21 protein-coding genes are annotated in these 23546 nt (G+C 65.5%); 7 read left to right on the plus strand and 14 right to left on the minus strand.

All coding sequences use genetic code 11. From position 1 onward, the window contains the following. The first annotated feature begins 73 nt into the window (after positions 1–73). Positions 74–832 (plus strand): SDR family oxidoreductase, encoded by a 759-nt coding sequence (locus tag GGR40_RS13040; RefSeq protein ID WP_429276672.1) that lies wholly within the window; start codon positions 74–76, stop codon positions 830–832. A 49-nt stretch (positions 833–881) separates the two neighbouring features. Here the strand turns inward: GGR40_RS13040 and GGR40_RS13045 are convergent, their stop codons facing one another. After that, on the minus strand, positions 882–2234 hold the full coding sequence (locus GGR40_RS13045; protein ID WP_429276673.1) for an aromatic ring-hydroxylating oxygenase subunit alpha: 1353 nt from the start codon (positions 2232–2234) through the stop codon (positions 882–884). Further along, positions 2231–3583, minus strand: coding sequence for an aromatic ring-hydroxylating oxygenase subunit alpha (locus GGR40_RS13050; RefSeq protein WP_429276809.1), 1353 nt, complete (start codon positions 3581–3583; stop codon positions 2231–2233). The genes GGR40_RS13045 and GGR40_RS13050 overlap by 4 nt, the downstream gene beginning before the upstream one ends. Before the next feature lie 137 nt (positions 3584–3720). On the opposite strand from GGR40_RS13050, the gene GGR40_RS13055 reads away from it, so the two are divergent. Next, positions 3721–4254 carry a VOC family protein gene (locus tag GGR40_RS13055; RefSeq protein WP_429276674.1) on the plus strand — a complete coding sequence of 178 codons (534 nt, stop codon included), beginning with the start codon at positions 3721–3723 and terminating at the stop codon, positions 4252–4254. Between the two features lie 18 nt (positions 4255–4272). Here the strand turns inward: GGR40_RS13055 and GGR40_RS13060 are convergent, their stop codons facing one another. From GGR40_RS13060 to GGR40_RS13100, 9 genes are all read right to left on the minus strand, one after another. Further along, positions 4273–6636 (minus strand): membrane-bound PQQ-dependent dehydrogenase, glucose/quinate/shikimate family, encoded by a 2364-nt coding sequence (locus GGR40_RS13060; protein WP_429276675.1) that lies wholly within the window; start codon positions 6634–6636, stop codon positions 4273–4275. 83 nt (positions 6637–6719) lie between these two features. Next, positions 6720–6962 carry a biotin/lipoyl-containing protein gene (locus GGR40_RS13065; RefSeq protein WP_429276676.1) on the minus strand — a complete coding sequence of 81 codons (243 nt, stop codon included), beginning with the start codon at positions 6960–6962 and terminating at the stop codon, positions 6720–6722. A gap of 10 nt (positions 6963–6972) precedes the next feature. Then, a complete protein-coding gene (locus GGR40_RS13070; RefSeq protein WP_429276677.1) occupies positions 6973–7959 on the minus strand; it encodes an alpha-ketoacid dehydrogenase subunit beta in 987 nt (328 codons plus the stop codon). Positions 7960–7973: 14 nt separating this feature from the next. Then, positions 7974–8978: a thiamine pyrophosphate-dependent dehydrogenase E1 component subunit alpha gene (locus GGR40_RS13075; RefSeq protein ID WP_429276678.1), complete on the minus strand. Its 1005-nt coding sequence runs from the start codon at positions 8976–8978 to the stop codon at positions 7974–7976. A gap of 11 nt (positions 8979–8989) precedes the next feature. Further along, positions 8990–10285: a M24 family metallopeptidase gene (locus GGR40_RS13080; protein ID WP_429276679.1), complete on the minus strand. Its 1296-nt coding sequence runs from the start codon at positions 10283–10285 to the stop codon at positions 8990–8992. Then, positions 10282–10740, minus strand: coding sequence for a cupin domain-containing protein (locus GGR40_RS13085; RefSeq protein ID WP_429276680.1), 459 nt, complete (start codon positions 10738–10740; stop codon positions 10282–10284). The genes GGR40_RS13080 and GGR40_RS13085 overlap by 4 nt, the downstream gene beginning before the upstream one ends. Before the next feature lie 33 nt (positions 10741–10773). Next, positions 10774–11535, minus strand: coding sequence for an SDR family NAD(P)-dependent oxidoreductase (locus GGR40_RS13090; RefSeq protein WP_429276681.1), 762 nt, complete (start codon positions 11533–11535; stop codon positions 10774–10776). Continuing rightward, positions 11532–12311: an SDR family NAD(P)-dependent oxidoreductase gene (locus GGR40_RS13095; RefSeq protein ID WP_429276682.1), complete on the minus strand. Its 780-nt coding sequence runs from the start codon at positions 12309–12311 to the stop codon at positions 11532–11534. Before GGR40_RS13095 ends, GGR40_RS13090 begins: the two co-directional genes overlap by 4 nt. Then, positions 12308–12625, minus strand: a complete 318-nt coding sequence (locus GGR40_RS13100) for a putative quinol monooxygenase (RefSeq protein WP_429276683.1) — start codon at positions 12623–12625, stop codon at positions 12308–12310. Before GGR40_RS13100 ends, GGR40_RS13095 begins: the two co-directional genes overlap by 4 nt. A gap of 20 nt (positions 12626–12645) precedes the next feature. On the opposite strand from GGR40_RS13100, the gene GGR40_RS13105 reads away from it, so the two are divergent. Beyond that, positions 12646–14142 (plus strand): tetratricopeptide repeat protein, encoded by a 1497-nt coding sequence (locus GGR40_RS13105; RefSeq protein WP_429276684.1) that lies wholly within the window; start codon positions 12646–12648, stop codon positions 14140–14142. A gap of 53 nt (positions 14143–14195) precedes the next feature. On the opposite strand, the gene GGR40_RS13110 is transcribed toward GGR40_RS13105, so the two are convergent. Then, positions 14196–16529, minus strand: a complete 2334-nt coding sequence (locus tag GGR40_RS13110) for a TonB-dependent receptor (protein ID WP_429276685.1) — start codon at positions 16527–16529, stop codon at positions 14196–14198. Between the two features lie 258 nt (positions 16530–16787). Between GGR40_RS13110 and GGR40_RS13115 the strand changes: the two genes are divergently transcribed. Beyond that, on the plus strand, positions 16788–17489 hold the full coding sequence (locus GGR40_RS13115; RefSeq protein WP_429276686.1) for a TetR/AcrR family transcriptional regulator: 702 nt from the start codon (positions 16788–16790) through the stop codon (positions 17487–17489). Between the two features lie 17 nt (positions 17490–17506). Next, positions 17507–17968 carry a nuclear transport factor 2 family protein gene (locus GGR40_RS13120; RefSeq protein ID WP_429276687.1) on the plus strand — a complete coding sequence of 154 codons (462 nt, stop codon included), beginning with the start codon at positions 17507–17509 and terminating at the stop codon, positions 17966–17968. Positions 17969–17989: 21 nt separating this feature from the next. Here the strand turns inward: GGR40_RS13120 and GGR40_RS13125 are convergent, their stop codons facing one another. Together GGR40_RS13125 and GGR40_RS13130 are read right to left on the minus strand one after the other, a co-directional pair. After that, a complete protein-coding gene (locus GGR40_RS13125) occupies positions 17990–20143 on the minus strand; it encodes a PQQ-dependent dehydrogenase, methanol/ethanol family (protein WP_429276688.1) in 2154 nt (717 codons plus the stop codon). Between the two features lie 10 nt (positions 20144–20153). Continuing rightward, positions 20154–22625 (minus strand): TonB-dependent receptor, encoded by a 2472-nt coding sequence (locus GGR40_RS13130; RefSeq protein ID WP_429276689.1) that lies wholly within the window; start codon positions 22623–22625, stop codon positions 20154–20156. Between the two features lie 303 nt (positions 22626–22928). On the opposite strand from GGR40_RS13130, the gene GGR40_RS13135 reads away from it, so the two are divergent. Next, entirely contained in the window at positions 22929–23249 is a 321-nt protein-coding gene (locus GGR40_RS13135; RefSeq protein WP_429276690.1) for a putative quinol monooxygenase, read from the plus strand. After that, positions 23249–23545: a putative quinol monooxygenase gene (locus GGR40_RS13140; RefSeq protein WP_429276691.1), complete on the plus strand. Its 297-nt coding sequence runs from the start codon at positions 23249–23251 to the stop codon at positions 23543–23545. Before GGR40_RS13135 ends, GGR40_RS13140 begins: the two co-directional genes overlap by 1 nt. The last annotated feature ends 1 nt before the right edge of the window (position 23546 follow it).

The following is a 23546-nucleotide window of genomic DNA, read 5'->3' on the forward strand; positions in this document are numbered from 1 at the left end:
GGCCACGATAAGGCCACCTTAAGGTGCCGCTAAGGCGACGCTGACGAACAGCAGCGAAATACGGGAGAGAAGCATGGGCCGGGTTGAAGGAAAAGTCGCGCTGGTAACCGGTGGCGGCTCTGGACTGGGCGCTGCCGACTGCGAGGCCCTGGCACGCGAAGGCGCAATCGTGGTCGTCACCGACGTCAGACAGGAAACCGCCGCCGCCGTAGCCGGGCGCATCGGCAATGGCGCACTGGCGCTGGCGCTCGACGTGGCGGACGAAGCGCAGTGGATCGGCGTGATGCACGAGATCGAGGCGCGCTTCGGCAGGCTCGACATCCTCGTCAACAACGCCGGGGTCGTGCTGAGCGCCGATGTAGAGGACACGACGCTGGAGCAGTTCCGCTGGGTCAGCGCGATCATGACCGACGGCGTGTTCCTGGGCTGCAAGCATGCGATCCCGCTGATGAACAAGCACGACGGCGGATCCATCATCAACATGAGTTCGACTGGCGCGCTCTTGGGCTATCCGATCTTCTTCGCCTATTCCGCCGCCAAGGGCGCGGTACGCGCCATGACCAAGTCGGTGGCGGTGATGTGCCAGGAAAAGGGTTACAGGATACGCTGCAACTCGGTGCATCCCGGCGCGATCGAGACACCGATGGTGCAGACGGCGGAAGGCCGCTTGGACCGTCCGCGTGAAATCCCCGAAGGCGTGCTGCCGCCAGGCACACCCGGCCACCCCAAGGATGTGGCCGCGCTGGTCCTGTTCCTGGCCTCGAACGAATCGCGCTTCATCACCGGCGCCGAACTGGTGATCGACAACGGTGTGACGATCCGCCCCTTCTGACGCCGGCGGACAGGCGGGGGACGATCGGTTCATCCCCCGCCCTTGACTGTCAGCTGCCGCCGTCCAGCCAGCGATCCAGTTCGACATGGAAATGGCGCAGGCGGGCTTCCTGTTCGCCCCATAGCGGCCCCCGGAACCCGCGCGAGCGTGCGCCTGCCTGAACGATCGGCAGCAGGTCCGAATCCTGGTCGAGCACTTCGCCCATTCCCGGCGGCTCCCCGAGCCCGGTGTGGACGGCCTCGGGCCGCGTGGCACCGGTGACGTCGACATCTTCGCCCAGCCCCATCCAACCCGGCGCGCCATAGCCCGGCGCCTCCACATGGCGATAGAGGATAGTCGTCTCGTAAGTGAACTGCTCCGGATCGCTGGCGTGCGGCTTGAAGCGGTGCAGGAACACCGCTTCGGGGTGGCAGCCGATCTGCGTGTTGGGAAAGATGCCGAAGATCGTGCTGTCCGTCAGTTGCGCGTCGGAAAAGTGCGAATAGTCCAGTCCGATGCGCGCCGCCCGTTCGCGCTTGGCATGGGCGACCGCGGCGCGGCTTTCCATGGCAGTGCCGGTGAACCCGTTCGGGTCGATCCCCGCATCGGCCAGCAGCGCCGCGATGCCGGGATTGATCGCATCCTGATCGGGAAAGTGCGAATTGGGCTGCGCCATCGGCACGAACTGTCGCGAGAGCCCGCCGGGGAACAAGTCGATATGCGTCCGGTCGTCGATCACGCCCATCGTCTGGGGATGGATGGCATGCAGATGATAGCTTTCGTAGAAAGCGTCGATCCCGCCTTTCCAGTTCGCCGCCCAGTCGGAGCGGCGGTGCTGCACGACGTGCATCCGATCCATCCGGTAGGTTTCCAGCATGGGCAGGACCGGGGCCAGATACTCGGTCAACGGCGGGGCATCCTGCGCCATGCAGATAAAGATCAGCCCCACCGCCTCCTCGGCACGAACGGAGGTGAGGTCCGTTCCATGGCACAGCACTTCGGGCCGGAAGGTTTCGGCGTCGGTGACCTTCTGGTTGTGCCCGTCAAGGCCGAACCGCCATGAGTGGAACGGGCAGGTGAAGCTGTCCTGACTGCCCATATCGGTGGTGACAAGCCGGCTGCCGCGATGCGGGCACACGTTGTAGTGTGCCGCAACGGAGCCGTCTTCCTGCCGCACGACGATGAAGCTTTCTGGCCCGATATCGAACTTCACCCAGTCGCCCGGCTCGGGGACGTCGCTCGATGGCGCGGCAAGCAGCCAGGTTCGGGCGAAGACCTGCTCCCACTCGCGCGCGAAGACTTCGGGCGATGTGTAGCGGGCGGGATCAGGCCGTTCGCTGCCGTTGTCGATGGCGGGTGCGGGGCGGTCGAAGGGGTGGTCAGAACCCTTGTGGACCGCCCAACTGCGCGGATCGTAGTTCATGGCGCCACCGCCATTCGCCGGTCGAGTTCGGCGTGGAAGTGCCGCAGGCGGCCCTCCTGCTCGCTCCACAGCGGCCCCCGGAACCCGCGTGAGCGCGCGCCGGCCTGCACGATGGGGAGCAGATCGGAGTCCTGATCCAGCACTTCGCCCAGACCCGGCGGTTCGCCCAGCCCGGTATGGACGATTTCAGGCCGCGTTGCGCCCGTCATGTCCACGTCGTCGCCCAGCCCCATCCATGCCGGTGCGCAGTATCCCGGCGCATCGACGTGGCGATACAGGATGCAGGTGTCGTAAGTGAACTGGTTGGGATCGCTGGCGTGCGGCAGGAACCGGTGGAGAAAGATCGCCTCGGGGTGGCAGCCGATCTGCGCATTGGGGAACAGCGAGTAGACCACAGAATCGCTGAGCTGGCTGTCGCTGAACTTGTCGTACCCAAGGCCCAGTTCTTCCGAGCGCTGGCGCTTGGCCTGCTGCACGGCCCGGCGCGTTTCCGCCGCCGTGCCCTGATAGACCTCGGGGTCTATGCCCGCATCGCGCAGCATCAGCTGAATGCCGGGATTGACCGTCTCCTGATCCGCGTAACGCGCCGCGGGCTGAGCGAAAGGCACGAACTGCCGCGAAAGACCGCCCGGCCACAAGTCGATCTGGGTGCGATCGTCCATCAGGCACTGCGTTTGCGGATGGACCGCGTGGAGGTGGTATATCTCGGCAAAGGCATCGACGCCGCCCTTCCAGTTGGCGCCCCAGTCGGAACGGCGATGCTGGACGACGTACATCCGGTCGATTTCGTAGAGTTCCAGATGCGGCAGGATCGGCGCCAGCCAGTCGGTGACTGGCCCAACGTCGGGGTCCATGCAGATGAACACCAGCCCCACCGCCACTTCGCAGCGCACGGACGTAAGGTTGCGGTCATGGCACAGGACTTCGGGCCGGAAAGTTTCAGGATCGGTGACCGCCACGTTGCGGCCTTCCAGGTCGAACTTCCAGGAGTGGAACGGGCAGGTGAAGCGGTCGAGCGAACCGAAATCGGCGGTCACCAGACGGCTGCCGCGATGCGGGCACACGTTGTAGTGGGCGTGGACGGCGCCATCGTCCCCGCGCACGACGATGAAGTTCTCCGGCCCGATCGCGAACGTGAAGAAGTCCCCCGTCTCCGGGATGTCCGATGCGCAGCCGGCCAGCAGCCAGCTTCTGGCGAATACCCTGTCCCATTCCTCGCGCATGAAATCGCGGTCGAAATAGCGGCGTGCGTCGGGGCGGCCGGTGCCGTTGTCGATCGGCGCCACACGGGCGTTGAAGGGGTGCGGGGTGCCGACGTGGATGTTCCAGTCGTCGAAATCGAGCTTCATCATGGGGCTCCCTCTCCTTTGGGATCCTCCCGCCCGGCAAGCTCTCTATGGCCCGACTCAAGCAGGGTGGACATTCATTAGAAAACAGTCATGAATGTTTTTCAAGAGAAACGCGATGTATCGGGAGTATGACGGCCATGAGCCGCTTCTATGGCAGGATTTTTCAGGTAGCCTATGTCGTTCCCGACCTTGACGAGGCGGTGGAGCACTGGACCCGCAACATGGGCGTCGGCCCGTTTTACGACTTTCCCGTGCCGCTTCCCTTCGACGAACTGTTCGTGGAGGAACGCGCGGCGGCGGTGGACGAACCGATCTTCGGCGGCGTGTCCATCAGCTACAGCGGTGACACCATGATCGAACTGATTCAGCCCGGAAGCGCCGGATCGACCTATCGCGATTTTCTGGAAAGCGGGCAGCGCGGCGTCCACCACTACGGCACGTTCGTGGATGATTATGCCGCCACCATGGACCGGGCCCGCGCGCACGAAATTTCCGTCGTGCTGGAAGGCCGCCTGCCGCTGTCGCAGTTCGCCTATCTCGACACCGCGCGCGATGGCCTCAGCCCGCTGATCGAAGTGATCGCGCCGCTGCCGCCGATGCTCGACCTCTTCGCGACGATCCGCACCGAGACCGAGAACTGGGACGGCACCGACCCGCGCCGCGCGATCTGACACGGACAGCGCAAGTCCTCACCTGGTCGGAAGCGCGAAGGCGACCACCGAATCCCCCGGCGTGGTTCCCATGTAGGCATGGCCCCCGGCGGCGATGACCACATACTGGCGTCCCGTCCTGCGGGACACATACGTGATCGGCGTCGCCTGCCCGCCCGCCGGAAGCCGGCCCTTCCACAGCTCCCTGCCGCTCGCAGTGTCGAATGCGCGCAGGTAATCGTCCATTGCCGCGCCGATGAAGGTCACGCCGCCCGCCGTGGTGGCCGAGCCGCCAAGGTTGAACGCGCCCGGCAGCGGGATGCTGAGCGGGGCGGTGTCCGCCGACGTGCCGAAAGTGCGGCTCCACGCGATCCGACCGGTGGTGAGATCCACGGCCGCCAACCTGCCCCATGGCGGGGCTTCGCACGGGATGCCCAGCGGTGACAGCATCGGCAGCAGGCTGACGCCGTAATCCGTGCCGTATTGCGGAAGATAGCCCGGCGCATGGGAATCCTTCGCCAGCGCGGGTCGGTCGGTACCGTTGCCATGGCGGAATAGCCGCACCTCCTGCGGAATAGCGGCGGAGTTTACGATCATCAGCTTGCGCACCGGATCGATGCTGACGCTGCCCCAGTTGAGAATGCCGAACGTGCCCGGCCACTGCAGCATCCCCCGCTCCGAGGGCGGCGTGAACATGCCCTTGTAGTCGAGCGAGCGAAACCGGATGCGGCACCACATCTGGTCCAGCGGAGTCACGCCCCACATCCCCGCCTCGGATAGCGGCGGGGGCGCGAAGGATGCGAAGCCAACCGGATAGGGCTGCGTCGGCGCATAGCGTTCTCCGGGCAGCGTGCCGCGCGGAACCGGGCGTTCCTCCGCCGGGACCAGCGGCTTGCCGGTCGCCCGGTCGAGAACGAAGATCTCGCCGCGCTTGGTCGGCACTACCAGCGCAGCGACCTTGCGGCCCTTCAGCGTGAAGTCGGCGACGACAGGCTGCGCGGGCAGGTCGTAGTCCCACAGGTCGTGGTGGACCGTCTGGAAGGCCCAGCGCACCCGGCCCGTCGCAGCGTCCAGTGCCACGATCGAGCTGGCATAACGCTCCAGGAAGGCGGACCGGTGCGTGCCGACATGGTCCGGCGTGGCATTGCCGGTGGGTACATAGACCAGCCCCAGCGCCGGGTCGGCACTGAACGCGGTCCAGGCATTCACCGACCCGCGCGTCCACTGCTCTCCCGCCTTCAACGGCGGGGCATCGTCGGGACGGCCGCTGTCCCAAGCCCAGAGCAGCCGCCCGCTTTTTACATCGAACGCCCGTACCACGCCGGACGGATCGTCCCTGGTGTAGTTGTCCCGCACATAGGCGCCCAGGATCGCCGTGTTCCCGACGATGACCGGCGGGGACGAGGTGTAGGAGCGGAACGGGTCCACATCGCCCAGCCCTTCGTCGAGGTTGACGGTGCCGCCGCGGCCGAAATCCGGACACGGCCTGCCGGTGGCAAGATCGCTGGCCAGAAAACGGCCGTCCACCGTCATGGAGAGGATGCGTTGCGCACACATCCCCGTCGCGGCAGGATCGGCATGGTAGGAGACACCGCGACAGTTCAGCATCTGCGCATTGCCGATCCGGGTATGCGGATCGCGCAGCCAGACCTGCCGGCCGCTGTCGGCATCAAGCGCAAAGACCTTTCCGGTGGGAGAGCAGAACACGACCCTGTCGTCCACCATCAGCGGCGTCGCCATGAAGGATATGGACTTGATCCCGGGCATGTTCGCCTTGGTGTCGCCCGTCCGGAAGGTCCATGCCGGTTCGAGCCTTGCGGCATTGGCCGGCGTGATCCGGGCAGCGGCCGAATGGCGGGTGCCGAAAACATCGGCGCCATAGTCAGTCCACTGCGTGCCGGACGGATCAAGGGAAGCCACGGTGTCGCCCCGCGTAGACGATACCTCGAAGACGGGGACGATCAGAAACGTGCCGACCAGCGCCGCGCATGCGGCGATCACGATGCCGCCCAGCCCCCAACGCGTCCCCGTATCCGCTGCATCGCTCAGCCGCCGTCGCACGATGGGCAGCGCCAGCAGCGCGCCGATCGCCGTCGGGCCGGCAAGGCGGGGCAGCAGCTGCCAGAATTGCACGCCTACTTCCCAGAACGACCACCCCAGCGTCGCCAGCAGCATGGCGGCATAGAGCCACAGCCCGCGCGCGTTCCCGCGCCAGAGCAGCACGCCTGACATCACGCAGGCAAGCCCGGTGGCCAGATAGTACGCCGAGCCGCCAAGCATCAGCAGCCACACCCCGCCAACCACCAGTACCAGGCCGATGACCACAAGCAGCACGCCTGCCACCCAGCGCGGCCAACGATGCAGCCTGCCCCTGGCACCATGCCCATTGCGATTGTCCTGCACGCGATCGTCTCCCGGATAGGCGCGCCATCGCACGCGCAGTCGCGCGGTGGCTGTTTTTAGGTTTGTTTAAGGCGCGCGGGCGTTCAGCCCGTCTCGATCACCGCCAGCGGTTCGCGCACGTCCACCGTCTCGCCCGCTGCGGCAACGATGCGCAGCAGCGTACCCGCCACCGGCGCCGGGACTTCGACGGTCGTCTTGGCGGCTTCCACCTCGACGATGTTCTCTCCCTCTTCCACCCGGTCGCCCGGCTCCTTCAGCCAGCGCACGATTTCTCCGTCCTGCATGCCCATGCCGTATTGCGGCAGCACCATCGTAAATTCGGCCATCTTGGTCTCCTCAGGCAGGTTGCGGAACGCCGACGAGGCGGCGGGCGGCGGCAACGATGCGCTCCACGGACGGATAGAGCGGCTTTTCGATGTGCGGGCTGAACGGGAGGTGCGTGTCGGGCGTGGTGATCCGCACCACCGGCGCACGCAGCGCCTCGAACGCATCCTCGACAATCGTGGCGGCGATTTCGCTGGCGGCGCTGCAGGTCCTGTTCGCCGGGTCGACGCAGATCGCGCGGCCGGTCTTGCGCACCGAACGCAGGATCAGATCACGGTCGAGCGGGACCAGCGTGCGCGGGTCGATAACTTCCAGCGAGATACTCTCGCCCTGCAGCTGCTTCGCCGCCTTCAGAGCCACATTGACGCCGCCCGCGATGGCCACCACGGTGATGTCGGTCCCCTCGCGCTTGATGTCGCCCTTGCCGATAGGGATCAGGAAATCGGGGTCGTCCGGCACTTCGGCCTTGTTCATCCAGCAGGTGCCGTCCTCGAAGCTGAGCACAGGGTCGTCATCGCGGATGGCGGATTTCAGAAGGCCCTTCATGTCTGCGGCATCCGACGGCGCGATGATCTTGAGACCCGGCATGTTCATGAACATCGGATAGGGCCGGTCCGAATGCTGCGCAGCATTGGAGTTGCCGTAGAACATGCAGGACCGCAGCACGAGCGGGAGCCGCGCCTGCCCGCCGTAGATGTAGCGGGACTTGGCGATGATCGAGAAGATCTGGTCCATCGCCGGATAAAGAAACGACGACAACGTGGCGTCGACGATAGGCCGCATGCCCACCATTGCAGCCCCGCCCGCAGCACCGATGAAGCCGTTCTCGGAAATGGGCGTGTCGCGGATGCGCTCCTCGCCGAAGCGCTCGACGAAGCCGGTGGTCGTGCCGAAGACGTTGCAGCGGATGTCCTCGCCCATCATGAAGACGGCGGGGTCGCGCTCCAGTTCCTCCGCCTGTGCCTGCTGGATCGCCTCCAGGAATGTGATCCTTGCCATATGCTCTCTCCTGTTCAGGCGTGAACCGCGACTTCTGCGGGGATGGGCACGCGATCGACGAAGACGTGATCGAACGCTTCCTCGAACGTGGGATAGGCGCTTTCGCGGGCATACTTCAGCGCGTCGGCGACTTCCTCGGCGATGGCGGTCTCGATGGCGGTCAGTTCCACTTCCGCCACGCCATCCGCGATCAGGCGCGCGCGATAGAGCGCGATGGGATCGCGGCCCACCCACTCGTCATGCTCCGGTCCGCGCGGTGTCAGATCCCGGCCCATGTTCACCGCGTGATCGGAATAGCGATAGGTCTTCGTCTCTATCAGCGTCGGCCCCTTGCCCGCGCGGGCCCGGTCCACCGCCTCGCGCACGGCTTCCTCGACGGCATCGACGTCCTGCCCGTCCACGATGACGCCAGGGATGCCGTAACCGTGGGCGCGGTCCGCCACATGCGCGCCCGCAACGGCGGCGGAGGTCGGCGTGGACATGCCGAAGCGGTTGTTCTCGCACACGAAGATCGCGGGCAGCTTCCACACAGCCGCCAGGTTCATGCCTTCGTGGATGGCCCCTTCGCTCGACGCACCGTCACCGAAGAAGCACAGCGCCACGCGGTCCAGCCCCTGCAATTTCGCACCCAATGCTGCACCCGCAGCAACCGGCCCGCCGGAGCCGACGATGCTGGTCTCGCCAAGGCTGCCCATCGAGAAATCGGACAGGTGCATCGACCCGCCCTTGCCCTTGCACACGCCCGTCACCTTGCCGAGCAGTTCGGCCATCAGTGGGCGCAGCGTCGATCCCTTGGCGATCGGATGGCCATGGCTGCGGTGGGTGCCAACCATATAATCGTCATCGCGCAAAGCCATGCAGGCGCCTACGCCCGATGCCTCCATTCCGGCATACGTGTGCAGCGCGCCGGGGATCTCGCCTGCAGCATGGATGGATTCCGCTTTCGTCTCGAACTGCCGGATGCGCTGCATGCGGCGGTACTTTTCCAGCCTGCGGTCATTGTCGCCGATGGCGGTCATCGCTCTCTCCTTCAGGTATGGGCAGGTTCCGCGCCGACTGTCTCGAACAGTTCGAGCGGCGCGGCGTACATCGGTTCGGGAGCGCCCGCGGTGATCGCGTAGACGTTCTCCATGTGGCACGGCCCCAGCTTCGCACCGAAGTAGAGGCTGTCGAGGGAGATCAGCATGTTCTCCTCCAGCACAAAGCCTTCCTTGACGCCCGCCAGTCCCGCCGCCGGGTAGGCCAGCGGAATCTCCAGCGGCATCAGGCCGATCCCGTGCGCCACCACCAGCAGCTTTTCGGGGGTGGCGATGCCGTTGGCCTTCAGATGCTCGTAGCCGATCGCGGGCAGGCTGGCCGTCGAGACGCCGGGCCGCAACTGATCCACCATCTTGAGGAAGGCGTCGCGCAGCACGTCATGCTGGTGGCGGTATTCGGCGCTGGCCCGGCCGACCACGGCGGTGCGGTTAATATCGACCCAGAAGCCGTCGTGGATGCCCTGCGTTTCCAGGATGACGATGTCGCCATGGCGCAGGGCGCGGTTGCCGCGGGTGCGGAACAGGTCGGGGATGAACTCGTCGGCCTCGTAGGCGCCGCCGAACAGCATAGCGCCTTCGTCCACCGGGATGACTTCGTTGCGCACCATGAAGTCGCAGATGCGCGCCTGGACGTCGTTCCAGTCTGCGCCTTCGTGAAGCAGCGATCCAGCGTGGGCGATGATCCGGTCCGCCAGCTTTCCGACCTGCCGGTAGCGCTCCAGCTCGCCGGCGGTCTTGACCACCCGGACGCGCATCATGAAGTCCAGCACGTCCGAGTAGCGGTGCGGCACGCGGTCGGCGATGCGGGCGGAGACGCGATGCTCATCGAAGCCGATGGACTTGCCCGCCATGCCATGGTCGGACAGGGCAGAGGCGATGGCGGCGGCGATGTCGGGCTGACAAGTGCCGGCAATGGCGCCCATCATGCCCGCTGCATCCTCGGCAAGCCGCCCACCGTTACGGTCGGGGTCGATGTAGCGGCTGACTTCGCAGAAGTTGAGCATGTCGAACGTGCGCACTTCGCCGAAGGTGCAGGCATCGCCGTCCCGGTTCAGCACCGCGACAAGGCCCAGGTTCGCCTCCGGGATCACCAGTGTCAGCGGCCTTGCGGCATCGGCATAGACGATGGCGGCGGCCATCGCCTCCATCTGCTGCCAGCGCTCGAGGATGGAGTGATAGCCGACGGCATAGCGCACGTCGTGCGGATGGCTGAGGACCACGGCTTCCAGCCCCTCCGCCGCCATCATCGACCGCAGCCGGTCGGCACGCGGGTTCGACGGTGCGGTCATGCCGCCTCCTCCAGCCCTTCGTTGGCAACGTTGGACACGGCATCGCCACGCGCCACGTCGCGCAGGAACTCGTGGTTGAGGATGAAGCGGATTTCGCCCGCATCGTCGGTGAAGGCGACGGCACCGTGCCCCATGAAGAGGTATTCAGTCACTTCGTCGCAGCGCGCTTCGGAATGGCGCGATCCGATCGGCTCGTAGCCGTAAGTCCCGGCAGGGGCCGAGCCGACATCGTAGATCAGTTCGCCTTTCGTCACGAAGTACTGGCCATGACCCAGATGCCAGTGTGGCGCGAAAGTTGCGCCCGGCTCCATGCGGACCCAGAGCACCCAATCGCCGGTCTCCTCGCTGTAGCGCAGCAGGCGGATGGTGGTGCCGGTGCCCAGCGACACTTCGCGGCAGTCGTTGATGTTGACGATGAGGTCGCCGGTCTTTCCGGCATCGTGCGGGGCGGTCATGGGTGTTTTCCTCTCGTATCAGATCAAAGCGGTTCACATCGTGGCGGTAAGTCCTTCGTCGGCGGGGATGACCGCGCCGTGCACCGCACTGGACCGGTCATCGAGCCGGAAGCACACCAGCTGCGCGATCTGCTCTGGTTCCATGAAGAACTTGCGGCGGGGGCTGGGATGGCCGTCCATCAGCGCGGCAATGGCCTGTTCGCCTTCGGGTGTGCGCAGGTCTGCCGTCAGCGGCGTCGCCACCGCGCCCGGGCACACGCAGTTGATGCGGATGCCCTTTGGTCCCAGTTCCGCCGCCAGCGTGCGCGCCAGCATCGCGACCCCGGCCTTGGACGCGCTGTAGGCACTGTCGCCTGCGCGCCCCGCCGTGCCGCTGACCGAGCCGATGAAGACAATGGTCCCGCCGCCCGCCTCGATCATGCGCGGCAGCACCGCCTGCGTGACATAGAAGCTGCCCTTCAGGTTCACGTCGATGTGCCGGTCGAACAGTGCGAGCGGGCTTTGCGGCACGGGGTTGGGTGCCCAGATCGCGGCATTGTTGACCAGCAGCGACACCGGGCCAAGCGCGGCCTCCACCCCGCGCACCGCTGTGGCCACGGCGTCGGCATCGGCGATGTCCACCTGCGCGCCGAAGGCCAGCCTGCCATCCGCCACTTCCCGGTCGAGGTCGGCCTGCGGCACTTCGGAAAGCACCGCGACGCGTGCACCTTGGGCGACCAGAAGGCGCGACACGGCTGCGCCGATCCCGCTGGTGCCGCCGGTAACGATGGCGACCTTGTCCGCGATGCCGCTCATTGCGCAGTGAACCCGCCGTCGACCAGCAGTTCCGAACCGTGCATGTACCCGGCCTCGTCCGAAGCCAGGAACCGCACCGTCTTCGCCACGTCGATGGGATCTGCCATGCGCCCGATGGGATGGGCCGGAGCAAGGCCCGCCGCGGCTTCCTCCACGCTGTTGGCAAAGCCGTTATCGACGATGCGCTGCAGGATGTGGTCGACCATGCCGGTCTTGACGCCGCTGGGGTGCACCGAATTGACGCGCACCTTGTAGCCGAGCGCGGAAAACTCCATCGCGCAGGCCTTCACGAACAGCGTCACCGCACCCTTGGAGGTACAGTAGCCAACGTGCAGCGGCGACCCGATCTTGCCCGCGACCGAGGAAATGACGATGACCGAGGCGCCGTGCGGCAGGCTCTCACCCGAACGCCTCAACAGTTGCGCCGCCACCTTGGTGCCCAGGAACGGCCCATCGACGTTGACCGCCATCTGCCTGCGCCATTGCTCGATCGTGGTGTTCTCCATCTTCTCGACCACGACGATGCCCGCGACGTGGACCAGCACGTCGAGCTTGCCGTAACGCTGTTCCACGGCGGCAACGGCGGACTGCCACGATGCCTCGTCGGTCACATCCAGCGTCAGGTAATGGTCGCCCTGCCAACGCCCGGCATCGGCGGGCAGGTCCGCGCCGACCACGGTGGCCCCCGCTTCGGCAAGGGCGCGGGAAATCTCGCTGCCGATGCCGCCCGTGCATCCGGTGACGAGGGCGATGCGTCCTTCAAGCGAACCGATCATGCTGCAACTCCTGCCTTGGCGGCTTCACCCAGAAGGTCGAAGACGCGGATATCGGGGTCGCCGTCGAGGCAGGCATAGCCTTCCGCGGACATGGCGACGTGGTACGGGCGGTTGGCGTGATCCTCCTTCGCCTGCATGCTGGTGAAGATCTCCGTGAAACCGAAGGCCTGGAGATCATCGCGCGACTGCATTACCTGGAACAGCAGCGTGTCGGGCTCGTTGGCGCGCACGTCCTTCTGGAGCTGCGTGGTCAGTTCGATGAAGCGCTGCGTCTTGTCCGCCTTGGTACGGACATGCATGATGACACCAATCATAACCGAATGGACCTTTCACGATGTGGGGAGAAATGCTGGCAGAGGCCGCGCGCGCGGCGCAGGGGCCGGACCCGGCGGCAGCGCGACCGCTGGTGGCGCGGCTGCTCTCCACCCGACCGGGCGACGCCGATGCGCTGACCCTCTCCGGGATCGTCGCCCAACGGACCGGTAATCTGGAGGAAGCGGTTCGCGCCTTCGGGCAGGCATGCGCCGCCGACCCGCAGGATGCCGGACGCCGGCAGAACCTCGGCGTCGCGCTCAAGAATGCAGGCGCTTACGAGGACGCCCTGAAAGCCTTCGACACCGCGCTGGAACTGCGCCCCGGCCATGCCGGAACGCTGGCCAACCTCGGCTCCTGCCTGATCGCGGCGGAGCGGCCCGCAGAAGCGCTGGAAGTGCTGGCAGGGGCGGGCGATAGTGCAGACGCGCTCAACAACATGGGCGTCGCTCTGGCGCGGCTTGGCCGCCATGGAGAGGCGGTGGCGCAATATCGCCGTTCGCTCGCGCTGCGGCCGGGGCACCTCGATACGGCTCTCAACCTTGTCGATGCGCTGGCTGCTTCCGGCAACCGGGCAGAGGCGCTGGACCTCGCGGGGCAGATACTGCGCGCACAACCGCGCAACATGCGGGCGGCGAACCAGACCGGCCTGCTGCGCGAACAGGCGGGCGATCATCACGGCGCGGCGGCGGCGCTGGCGGCGGCATTCGATGGCGCTGCGCCCAACCATGCCTTGGGCGTCAATCTTGCACGCACCCTGATCCGTGCCGGACGGCCTGAAGAGGCGTTGGCCGTGTGCCAGACGCTGATCGACACGCAGCCCGGCGTCACCACGCCGCTGGCGCTGCTGCTCGCCGCGCTGGAGCGGCTTGGCCGGACGGAGGAACGCGACAGGCTGATGTCCCTCGACCGTTTCGTGACCGTGCACGACATTGACGCCGTTCCCGGTTTCGCATCCCGCGATGCGTTCGATACTGAACTGGTCCGCGAACTGCGCGCGCATCCCTCCCTGACGTTCGAGCCGGAGGGGCTGGTCACCCGGCAGGGCCGCCAGAGCGGCGACCTTGCCGGGGCCGTAACCCCGGCGCTGCGGGCGCTGGGCGACCTTGCCCGCAGCCACCTTCGCGCAGTCCGTTCCCGACTGGCCGGGGAGCCTGCTGACCACCCCTTCCTGCGCGCCATGCCACAGGATTGGAGCCTCACCTTGTGGGGCACCATCCTGCGCCCCGGCGGCAAAGTGGGCGCGCACATCCATGCGCCCAACTGGCTTTCGGGCGTCTATTATCCCGCCTTCGACGGCCCGGACACCGACGAAGGTGCGTTCGCCATCGGCCTCCTGCCGCAGGAGCTTGGCGCGGGCGGCAGTGCTGTCGTCCACCGTCCGCGCGCAGGCCGGATGATCCTGTTCCCGTCCTATCTGTGGCACGCCACCTTGCCGTTCGGCGGCGAGCGGGAGCGGGTCAGCTTCGCCTTCGACCTCGTTCCTGCAGGAGTGGGACGCGCGCACCGGCTGCGCTGACGCGGCGCGGCGCAAATCGGCATCCGCCTTCAAGGATCGCGCCGCCGCCATCGTCAGAACTTCACCGAGCCTTCGACGCCGAAGCTTCGCGGCGGGGCGTAGTTGGTGAAGTTGAACAGCCCGGCAACCGAATTCGCTGACACCCGGTAGACCTCGTTCAGCAGGTTGCGCCCGAAGACCGCCACGCGATACCGCTCGCCCGGATCGGTCCAGCCGATGCTCGCGCCCACCAGCGTGCGGGCCTGCCCTTGCGTATATTCGGCGTTGAGCGTGGTGGATTCGTAACGCGCCTGATAGTTGATGTCGGCATTGAGCGAGACGACGCCCCAGTCGGTCGGCGGGAATTCGTAATGCGCGCTGCCGCTGGCGGTCCACCTGGGCGCGTTGCGCAGCTTGAGGTAGGATGCATCGTCGTTGATGCCGTCGCCGTTCACGTCAGTGCTGAATTCATCGTATTCCGCCTTCTGCCAGCCCACCGACGCGCCCAGCGTCAGGCCGTTGACCGGGGCGGCGGAAATCTCCAGCTCGATGCCCTTCACATGGGCCTTGCCCGCGTTGGTCGTGCGCGTTTCCTGTCCGGGCAGGCCGGTGATGGGGTCCACGAAGGGCACCACGGCATCGCGCTGCAGATCGTTGTATTTCACATAGAACGCCGCCAGGTTGACGCGCAGCCGGCGGTCGGCGGTTTCGGTCTTGAAGCCCAGCTCGAAGCTGTCGGCGGTCTCCTCACGGAACGGCAGGGCCGACGTAGCGGACATCGCCTGTTCGTTGTAGCCGCCCGACTTGTAGCCCTGACTGTACGTGAAGTAGTTGTTGATGCCGGGCGCGATTTCCCAGCGGTACCCGGCGCGCATGGTCGGCTTGGAGAACTTCGCACGGTCGCTGTACTGCGGCCAGAAGCCGGTCTGGATCAGCGAGCGGCGGACCTGGGGCTGTACCGCGAAGTCCTTGGTCTCCCTGGTGTAGCGCGCGCCCACGAACACGGCGAGCGGATCGGCCAGCTTGTATTCGGCTTCTCCGAACACCGCATAGCTATCCACCTTGTAGTTGGCGGTAGACTGGTTCGGGTCGGTCAGCGCGGTGGGGTCACCAAGAAAGCGCAGGAACCCCAGGAAGCTGGTGGCATTGGCGTCCAGCTTCTGGCCCCAGTACATGCCGCCCACGGTGAACTTCAGCACGTCGGAGAAGTCCGAACTGAACCGTGCTTCAAGGCTGTACTGCTTGCGCACGTCCTCGCGGGTCGAGACGAACAGGTAGGCGTTCTCTCCGGTATAGTCCGAGGGCAGCTTCGACTGCACCCGGCGCCATCCGCCGACGACGGTGATCGTGCCCACATCGTCCATCGAATGCTCGCCGCGCAGGTAGACGCCGTCCACATCGATGCGGTGCCCGTCGAGCGTACCGACGCAAGTGGGGGCGGTGGCAGACCCTTCGCACAGCGTGGTGCCGGTCCGGAACGGACTGCCGCCGGTGGTCTGGATGCCGGGGAAGCCGACGACGTCGATCAGGTATCCCGGGGGCGTTTCGTTGACCGACGGCGGGCTGTCGCCCCGGTCGCGCAGAAGTTCGTATGTCAGCAGGATGTTGGTGTCGTCGGTCGGCTCCCACAACAGCTTGGCGCGTGCGCTGAAGTAGCGCGTCCCGCCCCAGCGCTGGCCGCGCCCCGGCACCCCTTCAAAGCCATCCACGTCGTTGTTCTTGGTCAGGCGGTAGTACCCGTCGCTTTCTTGGAACGATCCGGCGGCCCGGAAATAGAGGTTGTCGGCAAGCGGGATATTGATCGCCGCCTTCACGTCCTTGGTGTTGAAGCTGGCATAACCGAGCCGCACTTCGCCGCTGAACCCGGCCTCGGGCTTCTTGGTGATGACGTTGACGACGCCGCCAACCGTGTTTTTGCCGAACAAGGTGCCCTGCGGCCCACGCAGCACTTCGATCCGCTCCACGTCGAAAAGATCGAACAACTGCGTCTGGACATGCGCCAGCACAAAATCGTCCACCACCACGCCCACGGCCGGTTCGAAGGTGAGGATGATGTCGCCGGTCGACTGGCCGCGGATGCCGATGGAGGCTGCGTTGAAGCCCGGCACGTTGGTGATGACGACGTTGGGGACGTCTCCTGCCAAAGCGCGGATGTCGGTGGCGAACTTGTTCTGGATCGCGGTTTCCGTGAAGGCGGAAACGGCGACGGGGGTATCCTGCAGCGATTCCGAGATGCGGCGCGCCGTGACGACGATGTCCTCAAGCCCGCTGCGCGTCTGGGGCGGGGGAGGATCGGCCTGCGGGCCGGCAGCAGGCGCTCCCTGCGCCATGGCTGTGGTGCTGGCCCCTGCCAGAAGTGCGGTGGCGAGTGTACCGAAGACGCAGTTCAGGTGTCCCTTACCGATCATGTTCTTCCCCTCCGAGCCGACTGCCTTCGTTGTCATGGGCAGTTCGAATCACGTGCCGGCGTTTTCGCTCGACCTGCATAAATGAGTACACATGATCATTTTTGTGAAGACATAAAAAACATTCATGTATGATTTGTTCTGCCGCAGCGCAGCGGCGAGCATACTGGAGGGATTGCCTTGGAGAGCAGCCAGGTCCTAGTTTATCGCGGTAATGGAAAGAGAACCGCTGCGCCCGCGCTTCGTGCTGCGATGCAAGAAGTGACGGCAGAAAAAACGCCCGCGATTCGCCGCCGCTACACCAGTCCGGCCATGACGGAGCGGCGCGCCCGCATCGTCGACACCGCGCACCGCATCCTGGGCGAAGGCGGAGTCGCGGCGCTGACCATCCGCCGCCTGTCGGAGGATGCAGGTGTCGCCCAACGCACGCTCTACCGCCTGTTCGGCGACAAGGACGGCGTAATCAGCGCCACCGTCATCGATCGCATGGTCGAAGTGCGCGAACACATCGCCCGGCGTGGCGCCACCTACTCCCTGGACGTGGTGTTCCGCGAACTGGACTGGATGGTCAACGAGCTGGAGCGTGACAGCCTTTATGCGCGCGTAGTGATCGATTTCGTCTTTGCCCCGGAGCCGCGCGAGCTGGAAGTGCGCGAACTGACTTCGGTGGCGCACGCGCGCTTTTCCGGCTGGCTGGCGTTGCAACAGGCGAAGGGCCATGTGCGCGAAGACCTTGACCTGCCGACCCTAGTGGACAGCCATGTCATGCACGAATTCATCGTCTATCGCCGCTGGTCACTGGGGCAGTGCGCGGGCGATGTCTGCCGGGCAGAGCTGCACGCCTGTTTCCTGCAAAGCGCAGCGCTGCTGCTGACCGGCGACATGCGAGAGACCTACATGCGCAAGCTGGCGACGATCCAGAAGAAGATCGCCCGGCTGCGGCGCGCTGCCGGCAAACGATGATAACGGGAGAGAAGCCGATGACCCTGGAAGACCTGCTTGCGCGCGAGGCGATCCGCCAGCTGCGCGTGGACTATGCCACCGCGTTCGATACGATGGACGAGGCGGCGGTCAGGCGCAATTTCGTCGAGGATGTGGTGTGCGATTATCCCACCGGCTTTGGCGGTACGTACCGGGGCGTCGAGGCGGTGCTGGCGCTGTTCCGGCAACACTGGCAGCACATGCGCGCGCCGCTCGAGACGCTCCACCATGTCGCCAACCACTCGATAGAAATCACCAGCCCCGACACTGCGCGCGGGCACTGCATCCTGCTGGATCTGGTCACGCGCCAGCACGCAGGATCGCCCATCGCGACGCCTGGCGGGGATGCCAACCCGCTGCTGCTGATCGGGCGCTACGACGATGAATACGTGCGCGTGGAGGGCGCGTGGAAGTTCGCGCGGATCAGGCTGACCACGCTATGGCCGAACCGCTCCGACTGAGCCTTTCCCGAAACTGCGCGCCTACTCCCCTGTCTTGTGCGCCGAACCCACCGAACTGTCCCGGCGACCACTGCGCAGCACTTCGGCGCGGGTGCGGATATAGTGGCGCAGGGCATCCAGCTGGTCGGCGGAGAACTCCCCGAACTGCGGCATGCCCGCCGGCACCAGCGCCCCGTTCTTCACCACTTCGGCAAAGGCGTTGGCATCGGCCGGGATTGGCGACGTGCGCAGGTCAGGCGCAGTACCTCCGGCGATGACCGACGTGCCGTGACAAACGGCGCAACGTCCGCCGAATATCCCCTCCCCGCGCGCGGCCTTGGCGGCATCGGGCGCAAAGCCGGGGTCATCGAACGCCACCGCCTTGTACGGCGTGCGCGGCGGCAGAGTGGCCTTGCCGCCTATCGCGAACGTCAGCACCCGGCGCGCCTGCGTGCGGTAATCGATACCGTACTTGGCAAACATCGGCCCGAACAGGCCCACGCTGGTGCCGATCCCGGCGATCACGGTGACGTACTGCCTGCCGTTCACGCGATAGGTGATCGGCGGGGCCACCACGCCAGCGCGCGCATCGAAGTTCCACAGCCGCTTGCCGTTCTGCGCATCGTAGGCTGAAAAGCCTCCGTCCGGCCTGCCCTGAAACACCAGATTGCCGCCCGTCGCCATGATGCCGCCGTTGCCGTGCGTCGGCATCGGCAGCTTCCAGCGCGGCTTCTGCGCCACCGGATCCCAGGCGATCAGCCATCCGGTGACCTCCTTGCCGCCTGCGTCGATCGCGTATCCCACGCCCGGCGACAGCGCCATGCCTTCTGCGAACTTGAAGTTTTCGCGCGTGATGCCGGTGTCGTCGAAATGTGCCTGTAGGTCGATCGCGGGGATGTAGGTCAGCTTCGTCTTCGGACTGTAGGCCATAGGCATCCAGCTGTGCGCGCCGAGCGGCGTCGGGCGGAACGTCGTCTTGCCGCTTTCGTAGCGCACGCCGGGGTTCTCCACCGGGCGACCGGAGGCAATGTCGATCTTCTTGGCCCAGGTCACTTCCACGAACGGCTCGGCAGAGATCAGCTTTCCGTTCTTGCGGTCGATGACGTAGTAGAACCCGTTCTTGGGCGCCGTCATCACCACCTGCCGCGGCTTGCCGTCGATGGTCAGGTCGGCCAGTTCCATGTCCATCGCGGCATTGAAGTCCCAGCTTTCGCCGGGATTGATCTGGTAATGCCACTTGTACTTGCCCGTCTTCGCATCCAGCGCGACGATGGAGCACACGAACAGGTTGTCGCCCTTGCCCATGGACCGGATCTTGTGGTTCCACGGCGCGCCGTTGCCGGTGCCCAGCAGGATCTGGTCGTTGGCCTTGTCGTAGGTGATGGCGTTCCACACCGAACCGCCACCGCCGTACTTCCACCAGTCCCCGCTCCAGGTTCTGGCGGCCATGCGCTGGGTTTCGTCCTCGAAACCTTTCGACGGATCGCCGGGCACGGTGTAGAACTTCCACAGCTGTTTGCCGGTGTCCGCATCGAACGCGGTGACGAAGCCGCGCACGGCGCTTTCGTCCGACCCGGCATTGCCGATGATGACCTTGCCATCGAAGACCCGCGGCGGGCCGGAGATGAACATCGGCGCGCCTTCTTCCAGCGTCTGCACGGTCCACACCGGCTTGCCGGTCTTCTCGTCCAGCGCCACCAGCCGGCCGTCCTGCGTCGCGGTGATGACCTTGTGGTTCCAGTAGGCGATGCCGCGGCTGCCCCAGCCTTGTCGCAGCCGGATGCCGGACGCCTCGGGCGCGTGGGGATCGTGTTCCCACTTTATCTTGCCGGTGGCGACGTCGATCGCGCGCACCACCGAATAGCCGCTGGCAAGGTAGACCGTGCCCGCCACCTCGATCGGCCCGGTGGCGGGGTTGCCGGGCGGCAGGTCCACCGCCCAGACAAGCCCCAGATCGCCGACATTGCCCGCATTGATCTGCTCCAGCGGGCTGTAGTGCTGCTCGCCATAGGTGCGCCCGAAGGCGGGCCAGTCCTCGCCGTCGCTGCCATCGTCCAACTGGCGCTCCCACCCTTCGGGAGCGCCCCTGTCCGTCTCCTTGCCTGCCAGCGCCTGCTGGTCAGCCGACCCGCAGGCTGCAAGCATCAAAACAAGCGCAAGGGTAACCCCGCCACGCAGCACCTTTGCCTCAATCATCAGGCACCTTTCAAAGATGGTCGCCGAACGACACGCCCACTTCGACGCCGAAGTAGCGCGGCGGCCCGAATTGCGAATTGAGCCACAGCCCCGCGACATTCTGCGAGGCGATGCGATAGCGCTTGTCGGTCAGGTTCTTGCCGACCACGCGCACGTAATAGCGGTCGTCCGCCTGGGCCAGCGTGATAGACCCGTTCACCAGCGTGCGCGCATTGAGGAACGTGTTGCCTAGCGGATCGTCGATAGCCTGCGTGTTGAGATTGCGCCCGGTATAGGCGACATTGCCGTTGACGGTCAGCTTGTGATCGCTTCCCAGCGGCAGCGAATAGACGCCGTCGAGCGTCCACTGCCACTTGGGCGCACGGTCCAACGGCGCACTGGCAAGGTCGTATCCTGCGTTGTCGGCGGTGTAGGTCTTGTACTTGCCGTCCTGATAACCCAGCACGCCGCGCAAGGTCAGCCCTTCCACCGGGCTGGCAGAAAGCTCCGCCTCGATGCCCTTCACGTCCGCATTCGCGGCATTGACGAAGATCGTCACCTGATTGGGCTGGCCGTTGACCTCGATCGGCACGTTCAGCTGTTTTTGCAGGTCCTTGTACTTCACGTAGAAGCCGGTCAGGTTGAAGCGCAGCCGGTTGTCCAGGAATTGCGACTTGAAGCCCAGTTCGAAGCTGTCCGCTTTTTCCGGATTGGTCGGACGTGCCGCGGCGCGAAACGCGTCGAGATCCTCTCCGAAGGCCGCGAACCCGCCGATCTGGTCGTTGAAACCGCCGCCCTTGTAGCCGCGCGAATAGCCGCCGAAGACAAACAGGTCGTCGGTCGCCTGATAGCTGATGCTGGCCCGGTAGGTCGGCTCGCGCCACTTGCCCTTCACGCTGACGACGCCGAAGGGGTAATTGTAGACGCTGGCATCCAGCGCGCTGTCGATGGAAATCGTGGGATCGAACCCGCCGTTCAGCGCGGGAATGAAGGTTTGCTGGCGCCCCAGCCAAGTCTTGTCATCCCAGGTGTAGCGCCCGCCTGCCACGATCGTCAGCTTCTCGCCCAGCTTCAGCGTACCTTCCAGAAACACCGCGCGCGACTTTGCCCGCTGGGCGTTGCACAGGATGTAGGGCGTATCGTTCCAGTTGCCGAAGGGCAGCGGGCCGGACGTCAGATCCAGGAAGCCAAGCAGTTGCGACACGCAGAAGTCGATCTTGTCCCGCTGGTAGAACCCGCCTGCAACGAAGTTGAACGGCCCCTGCAGGTCGGACGCGAAGCGCAATTCCTGCTGCCACGTCTTGCGGTTGTCGTCACGGGTGGCATCGAAGAACGACAGGTACTGGCCGTCCGCGGCCACCGCCGTCGCGCCAGCGTAGGAGTTGGGAATGCGCGAACGCTGGTTGCGGTATCCCGATACCGACGTCACCGTGCCGATGCCGGTGTCGTATTCCAGGTTGGCGTAGAACCCGTCGACAGAAATTCTCTGGCCCTTGTCCATGAACATCAGCCCGTCGTGCCGCCCGGTATAACCGGCGCGGTCCAGCGGATCCTTCGACTGCGCATTCGGATCGGTCAGCCCCACCAGATCGGTGACGAAGGGATTGGTGCCGGTATAGAGGTAGTTCTCGTTCACCGAAGGCACCGAGTCCGAACGGTCCCGGATCCATTCGTACTGGAACAGCGCGCTGAAGTTGGGCGAAGGCTCGACCAGCAGCTTGGCGCGGGCCTGCCACACGTCCTTGCCGCCCAGCCGTTCCCCGCCAAGACAGCCGCTGCGGCCCTGAAACTTGTTGTCGACGAACCCGGTGACCGGGCCGTAGCAGGCACCGTTCCTGTAGAAACCGTCAGACTTCTCGTATCCGCCAACAAGACGGAATGCGGCAAAGTCGGAAATCGGCACGTTCATCGCCGCCTGCAGCTTGCGCTGGCCGAAGTCGCCGAACTCCGCCCGCGCATCGACGCCGACATATTCCAGCTGCGGCCTCTTGGTCCGCACCGTGACGACGCCCCCGGTGGTGTTCTTGCCGAACAGCGTACCCTGCGGCCCGCGCAGCACTTCGACTTGGGCGATGTCGAACGTGTCGAGCAACTGCGTCTGGACCGACGGCACCACGAAGTCGTCCACCAGCACGGCCACAGGCGGCTCGAAGTAGACGATGATCGATGTTTGCCCGACACCGCGCATCGCAAAGCTGGCCGCATTGAAGTTGGCGATCGTGGCGGCCGAGAAGTTCGGTACGAAGGCGGCGATGTCGCCCAGATCGCGGGGCGCCGCCTGCGCGATAAGCGTGCTATCCACCGCCGAAACCGAAACCGGGGTCGATTGCAGGTCGGTGGCACGGCGGGTGGCGGTGACGACGATTTCGGCCAGACCGCCGCTGGTCGGAGTGCCCGATTGCGGGGCCGGCGGGTTTGCCTCCTGCGCAAAGGCTGCGGTGCCAGCGAGTCCGGTGACGAGCGCGAACGCGCACGACGAGCAGTAAAGCTGCCTGGTGAACATGCCTCTCTCCTTGTGCCCCGCCATTTGCCTGCGGGTTGCACCAAGGATTATCACGAAGCCACGGTTTGGCAATCATTCATGTATGTTTTTTTGGCGGCCTCGGCGATGGCGGTTTGCAGGCCATGCGAAGGTTACCTGCCAAACCGCGCCACCGGCCCGAAACGCGGACATTACATGCATTCGTGATTGTTTTTATCCGGTATTGCCTTATCCTCTTCCAGGCACGCGCCGAAACAGGCGCGGCTTTTGGAAGAGGCTCTGCGGACAGCGAATCGCGCCCGCCCTGAAAGGAAAGACCGGCACATGGCCTTCAGCTTTCTGTCCCGTTTCCGCGTCCGGGAGGACCGGCAGGACGATTTCATCACCCTGGCCCGCCAGATGGAGGAATTGTCGCGCCACGAACCCGGCACGCTGGCGTACAAGTTCTTCCGGCTGGCCGAACCCGGAATGTTCGCCGTCCACGAAAGCTTCGTCGACGAAGCCGCCGATCAGGCGCACATGGACTACTCTCACAACAAACCTTTGATCGAGCAGATCGTGGGCTGCATGGAGGGCACGTACGAACGCGAACTGCTGTTCGACCTCGAACCCGAAACCGCACGAGCCCCGGCGGGCAACGCCTGATGCCCGCCAAGAGCTTCATCGCCCGGTTGCGCACCCGCCCCGAAAAGCGCGCCGACATGATCGCGCTGCAATCCGAACTGAAGGGCCTTGTCTTCGAGAACGAGCCAGACGCCCTCGTCTACGAACTCTTCCAGTCCGAAGACGACCCCGACCTGTTCCAGGTCGTCGCCACCTTTCGCGACGAGGCCGCCTACGAAAAGCACATGCACATCGACTTCCACGACCGGCTGGTCCCGCCGATCCTGGCCTGCGTGGCCGAAGACATGAAGCTGGACTTCTACCGGTCGCTGCCCTGAA

The sequence above is a fragment of the Novosphingobium gossypii genome (assembly GCF_050433305.1).
Classification (GTDB): Bacteria; Pseudomonadota; Alphaproteobacteria; order Sphingomonadales; family Sphingomonadaceae; genus Novosphingobium; species Novosphingobium gossypii.

What these genes read in the sequence shown, in the direction of transcription:
- GGR40_RS13040 (WP_429276672.1), top strand. Translation starts at nt 74, where the DNA reads ATGGGCCGGGTTGAAGGAAAAGTCGCGCTGGTAACCGGTGGCGGCTCT.
- GGR40_RS13045 (WP_429276673.1), bottom strand. Translation starts at nt 2,234, where the DNA reads ATGAACTACGATCCGCGCAGTTGGGCGGTCCACAAGGGTTCTGACCAC.
- GGR40_RS13050 (WP_429276809.1), bottom strand. Translation starts at nt 3,583, where the DNA reads ATGAAGCTCGATTTCGACGACTGGAACATCCACGTCGGCACCCCGCAC.
- GGR40_RS13055 (WP_429276674.1), top strand. Translation starts at nt 3,721, where the DNA reads ATGAGCCGCTTCTATGGCAGGATTTTTCAGGTAGCCTATGTCGTTCCC.
- GGR40_RS13065 (WP_429276676.1), bottom strand. Translation starts at nt 6,962, where the DNA reads ATGGCCGAATTTACGATGGTGCTGCCGCAATACGGCATGGGCATGCAG.
- GGR40_RS13070 (WP_429276677.1), bottom strand. Translation starts at nt 7,959, where the DNA reads ATGGCAAGGATCACATTCCTGGAGGCGATCCAGCAGGCACAGGCGGAG.
- GGR40_RS13075 (WP_429276678.1), bottom strand. Translation starts at nt 8,978, where the DNA reads ATGACCGCCATCGGCGACAATGACCGCAGGCTGGAAAAGTACCGCCGC.
- GGR40_RS13080 (WP_429276679.1), bottom strand. Translation starts at nt 10,285, where the DNA reads ATGACCGCACCGTCGAACCCGCGTGCCGACCGGCTGCGGTCGATGATG.
- GGR40_RS13085 (WP_429276680.1), bottom strand. Translation starts at nt 10,740, where the DNA reads ATGACCGCCCCGCACGATGCCGGAAAGACCGGCGACCTCATCGTCAAC.
- GGR40_RS13090 (WP_429276681.1), bottom strand. Translation starts at nt 11,535, where the DNA reads ATGAGCGGCATCGCGGACAAGGTCGCCATCGTTACCGGCGGCACCAGC.
- GGR40_RS13095 (WP_429276682.1), bottom strand. Translation starts at nt 12,311, where the DNA reads ATGATCGGTTCGCTTGAAGGACGCATCGCCCTCGTCACCGGATGCACG.
- GGR40_RS13100 (WP_429276683.1), bottom strand. Translation starts at nt 12,625, where the DNA reads ATGATTGGTGTCATCATGCATGTCCGTACCAAGGCGGACAAGACGCAG.
- GGR40_RS13105 (WP_429276684.1), top strand. Translation starts at nt 12,646, where the DNA reads ATGTGGGGAGAAATGCTGGCAGAGGCCGCGCGCGCGGCGCAGGGGCCG.
- GGR40_RS13110 (WP_429276685.1), bottom strand. Translation starts at nt 16,529, where the DNA reads ATGATCGGTAAGGGACACCTGAACTGCGTCTTCGGTACACTCGCCACC.
- GGR40_RS13120 (WP_429276687.1), top strand. Translation starts at nt 17,507, where the DNA reads ATGACCCTGGAAGACCTGCTTGCGCGCGAGGCGATCCGCCAGCTGCGC.
- GGR40_RS13125 (WP_429276688.1), bottom strand. Translation starts at nt 20,143, where the DNA reads ATGATTGAGGCAAAGGTGCTGCGTGGCGGGGTTACCCTTGCGCTTGTT.
- GGR40_RS13130 (WP_429276689.1), bottom strand. Translation starts at nt 22,625, where the DNA reads ATGTTCACCAGGCAGCTTTACTGCTCGTCGTGCGCGTTCGCGCTCGTC.
- GGR40_RS13135 (WP_429276690.1), top strand. Translation starts at nt 22,929, where the DNA reads ATGGCCTTCAGCTTTCTGTCCCGTTTCCGCGTCCGGGAGGACCGGCAG.
- GGR40_RS13140 (WP_429276691.1), top strand. Translation starts at nt 23,249, where the DNA reads ATGCCCGCCAAGAGCTTCATCGCCCGGTTGCGCACCCGCCCCGAAAAG.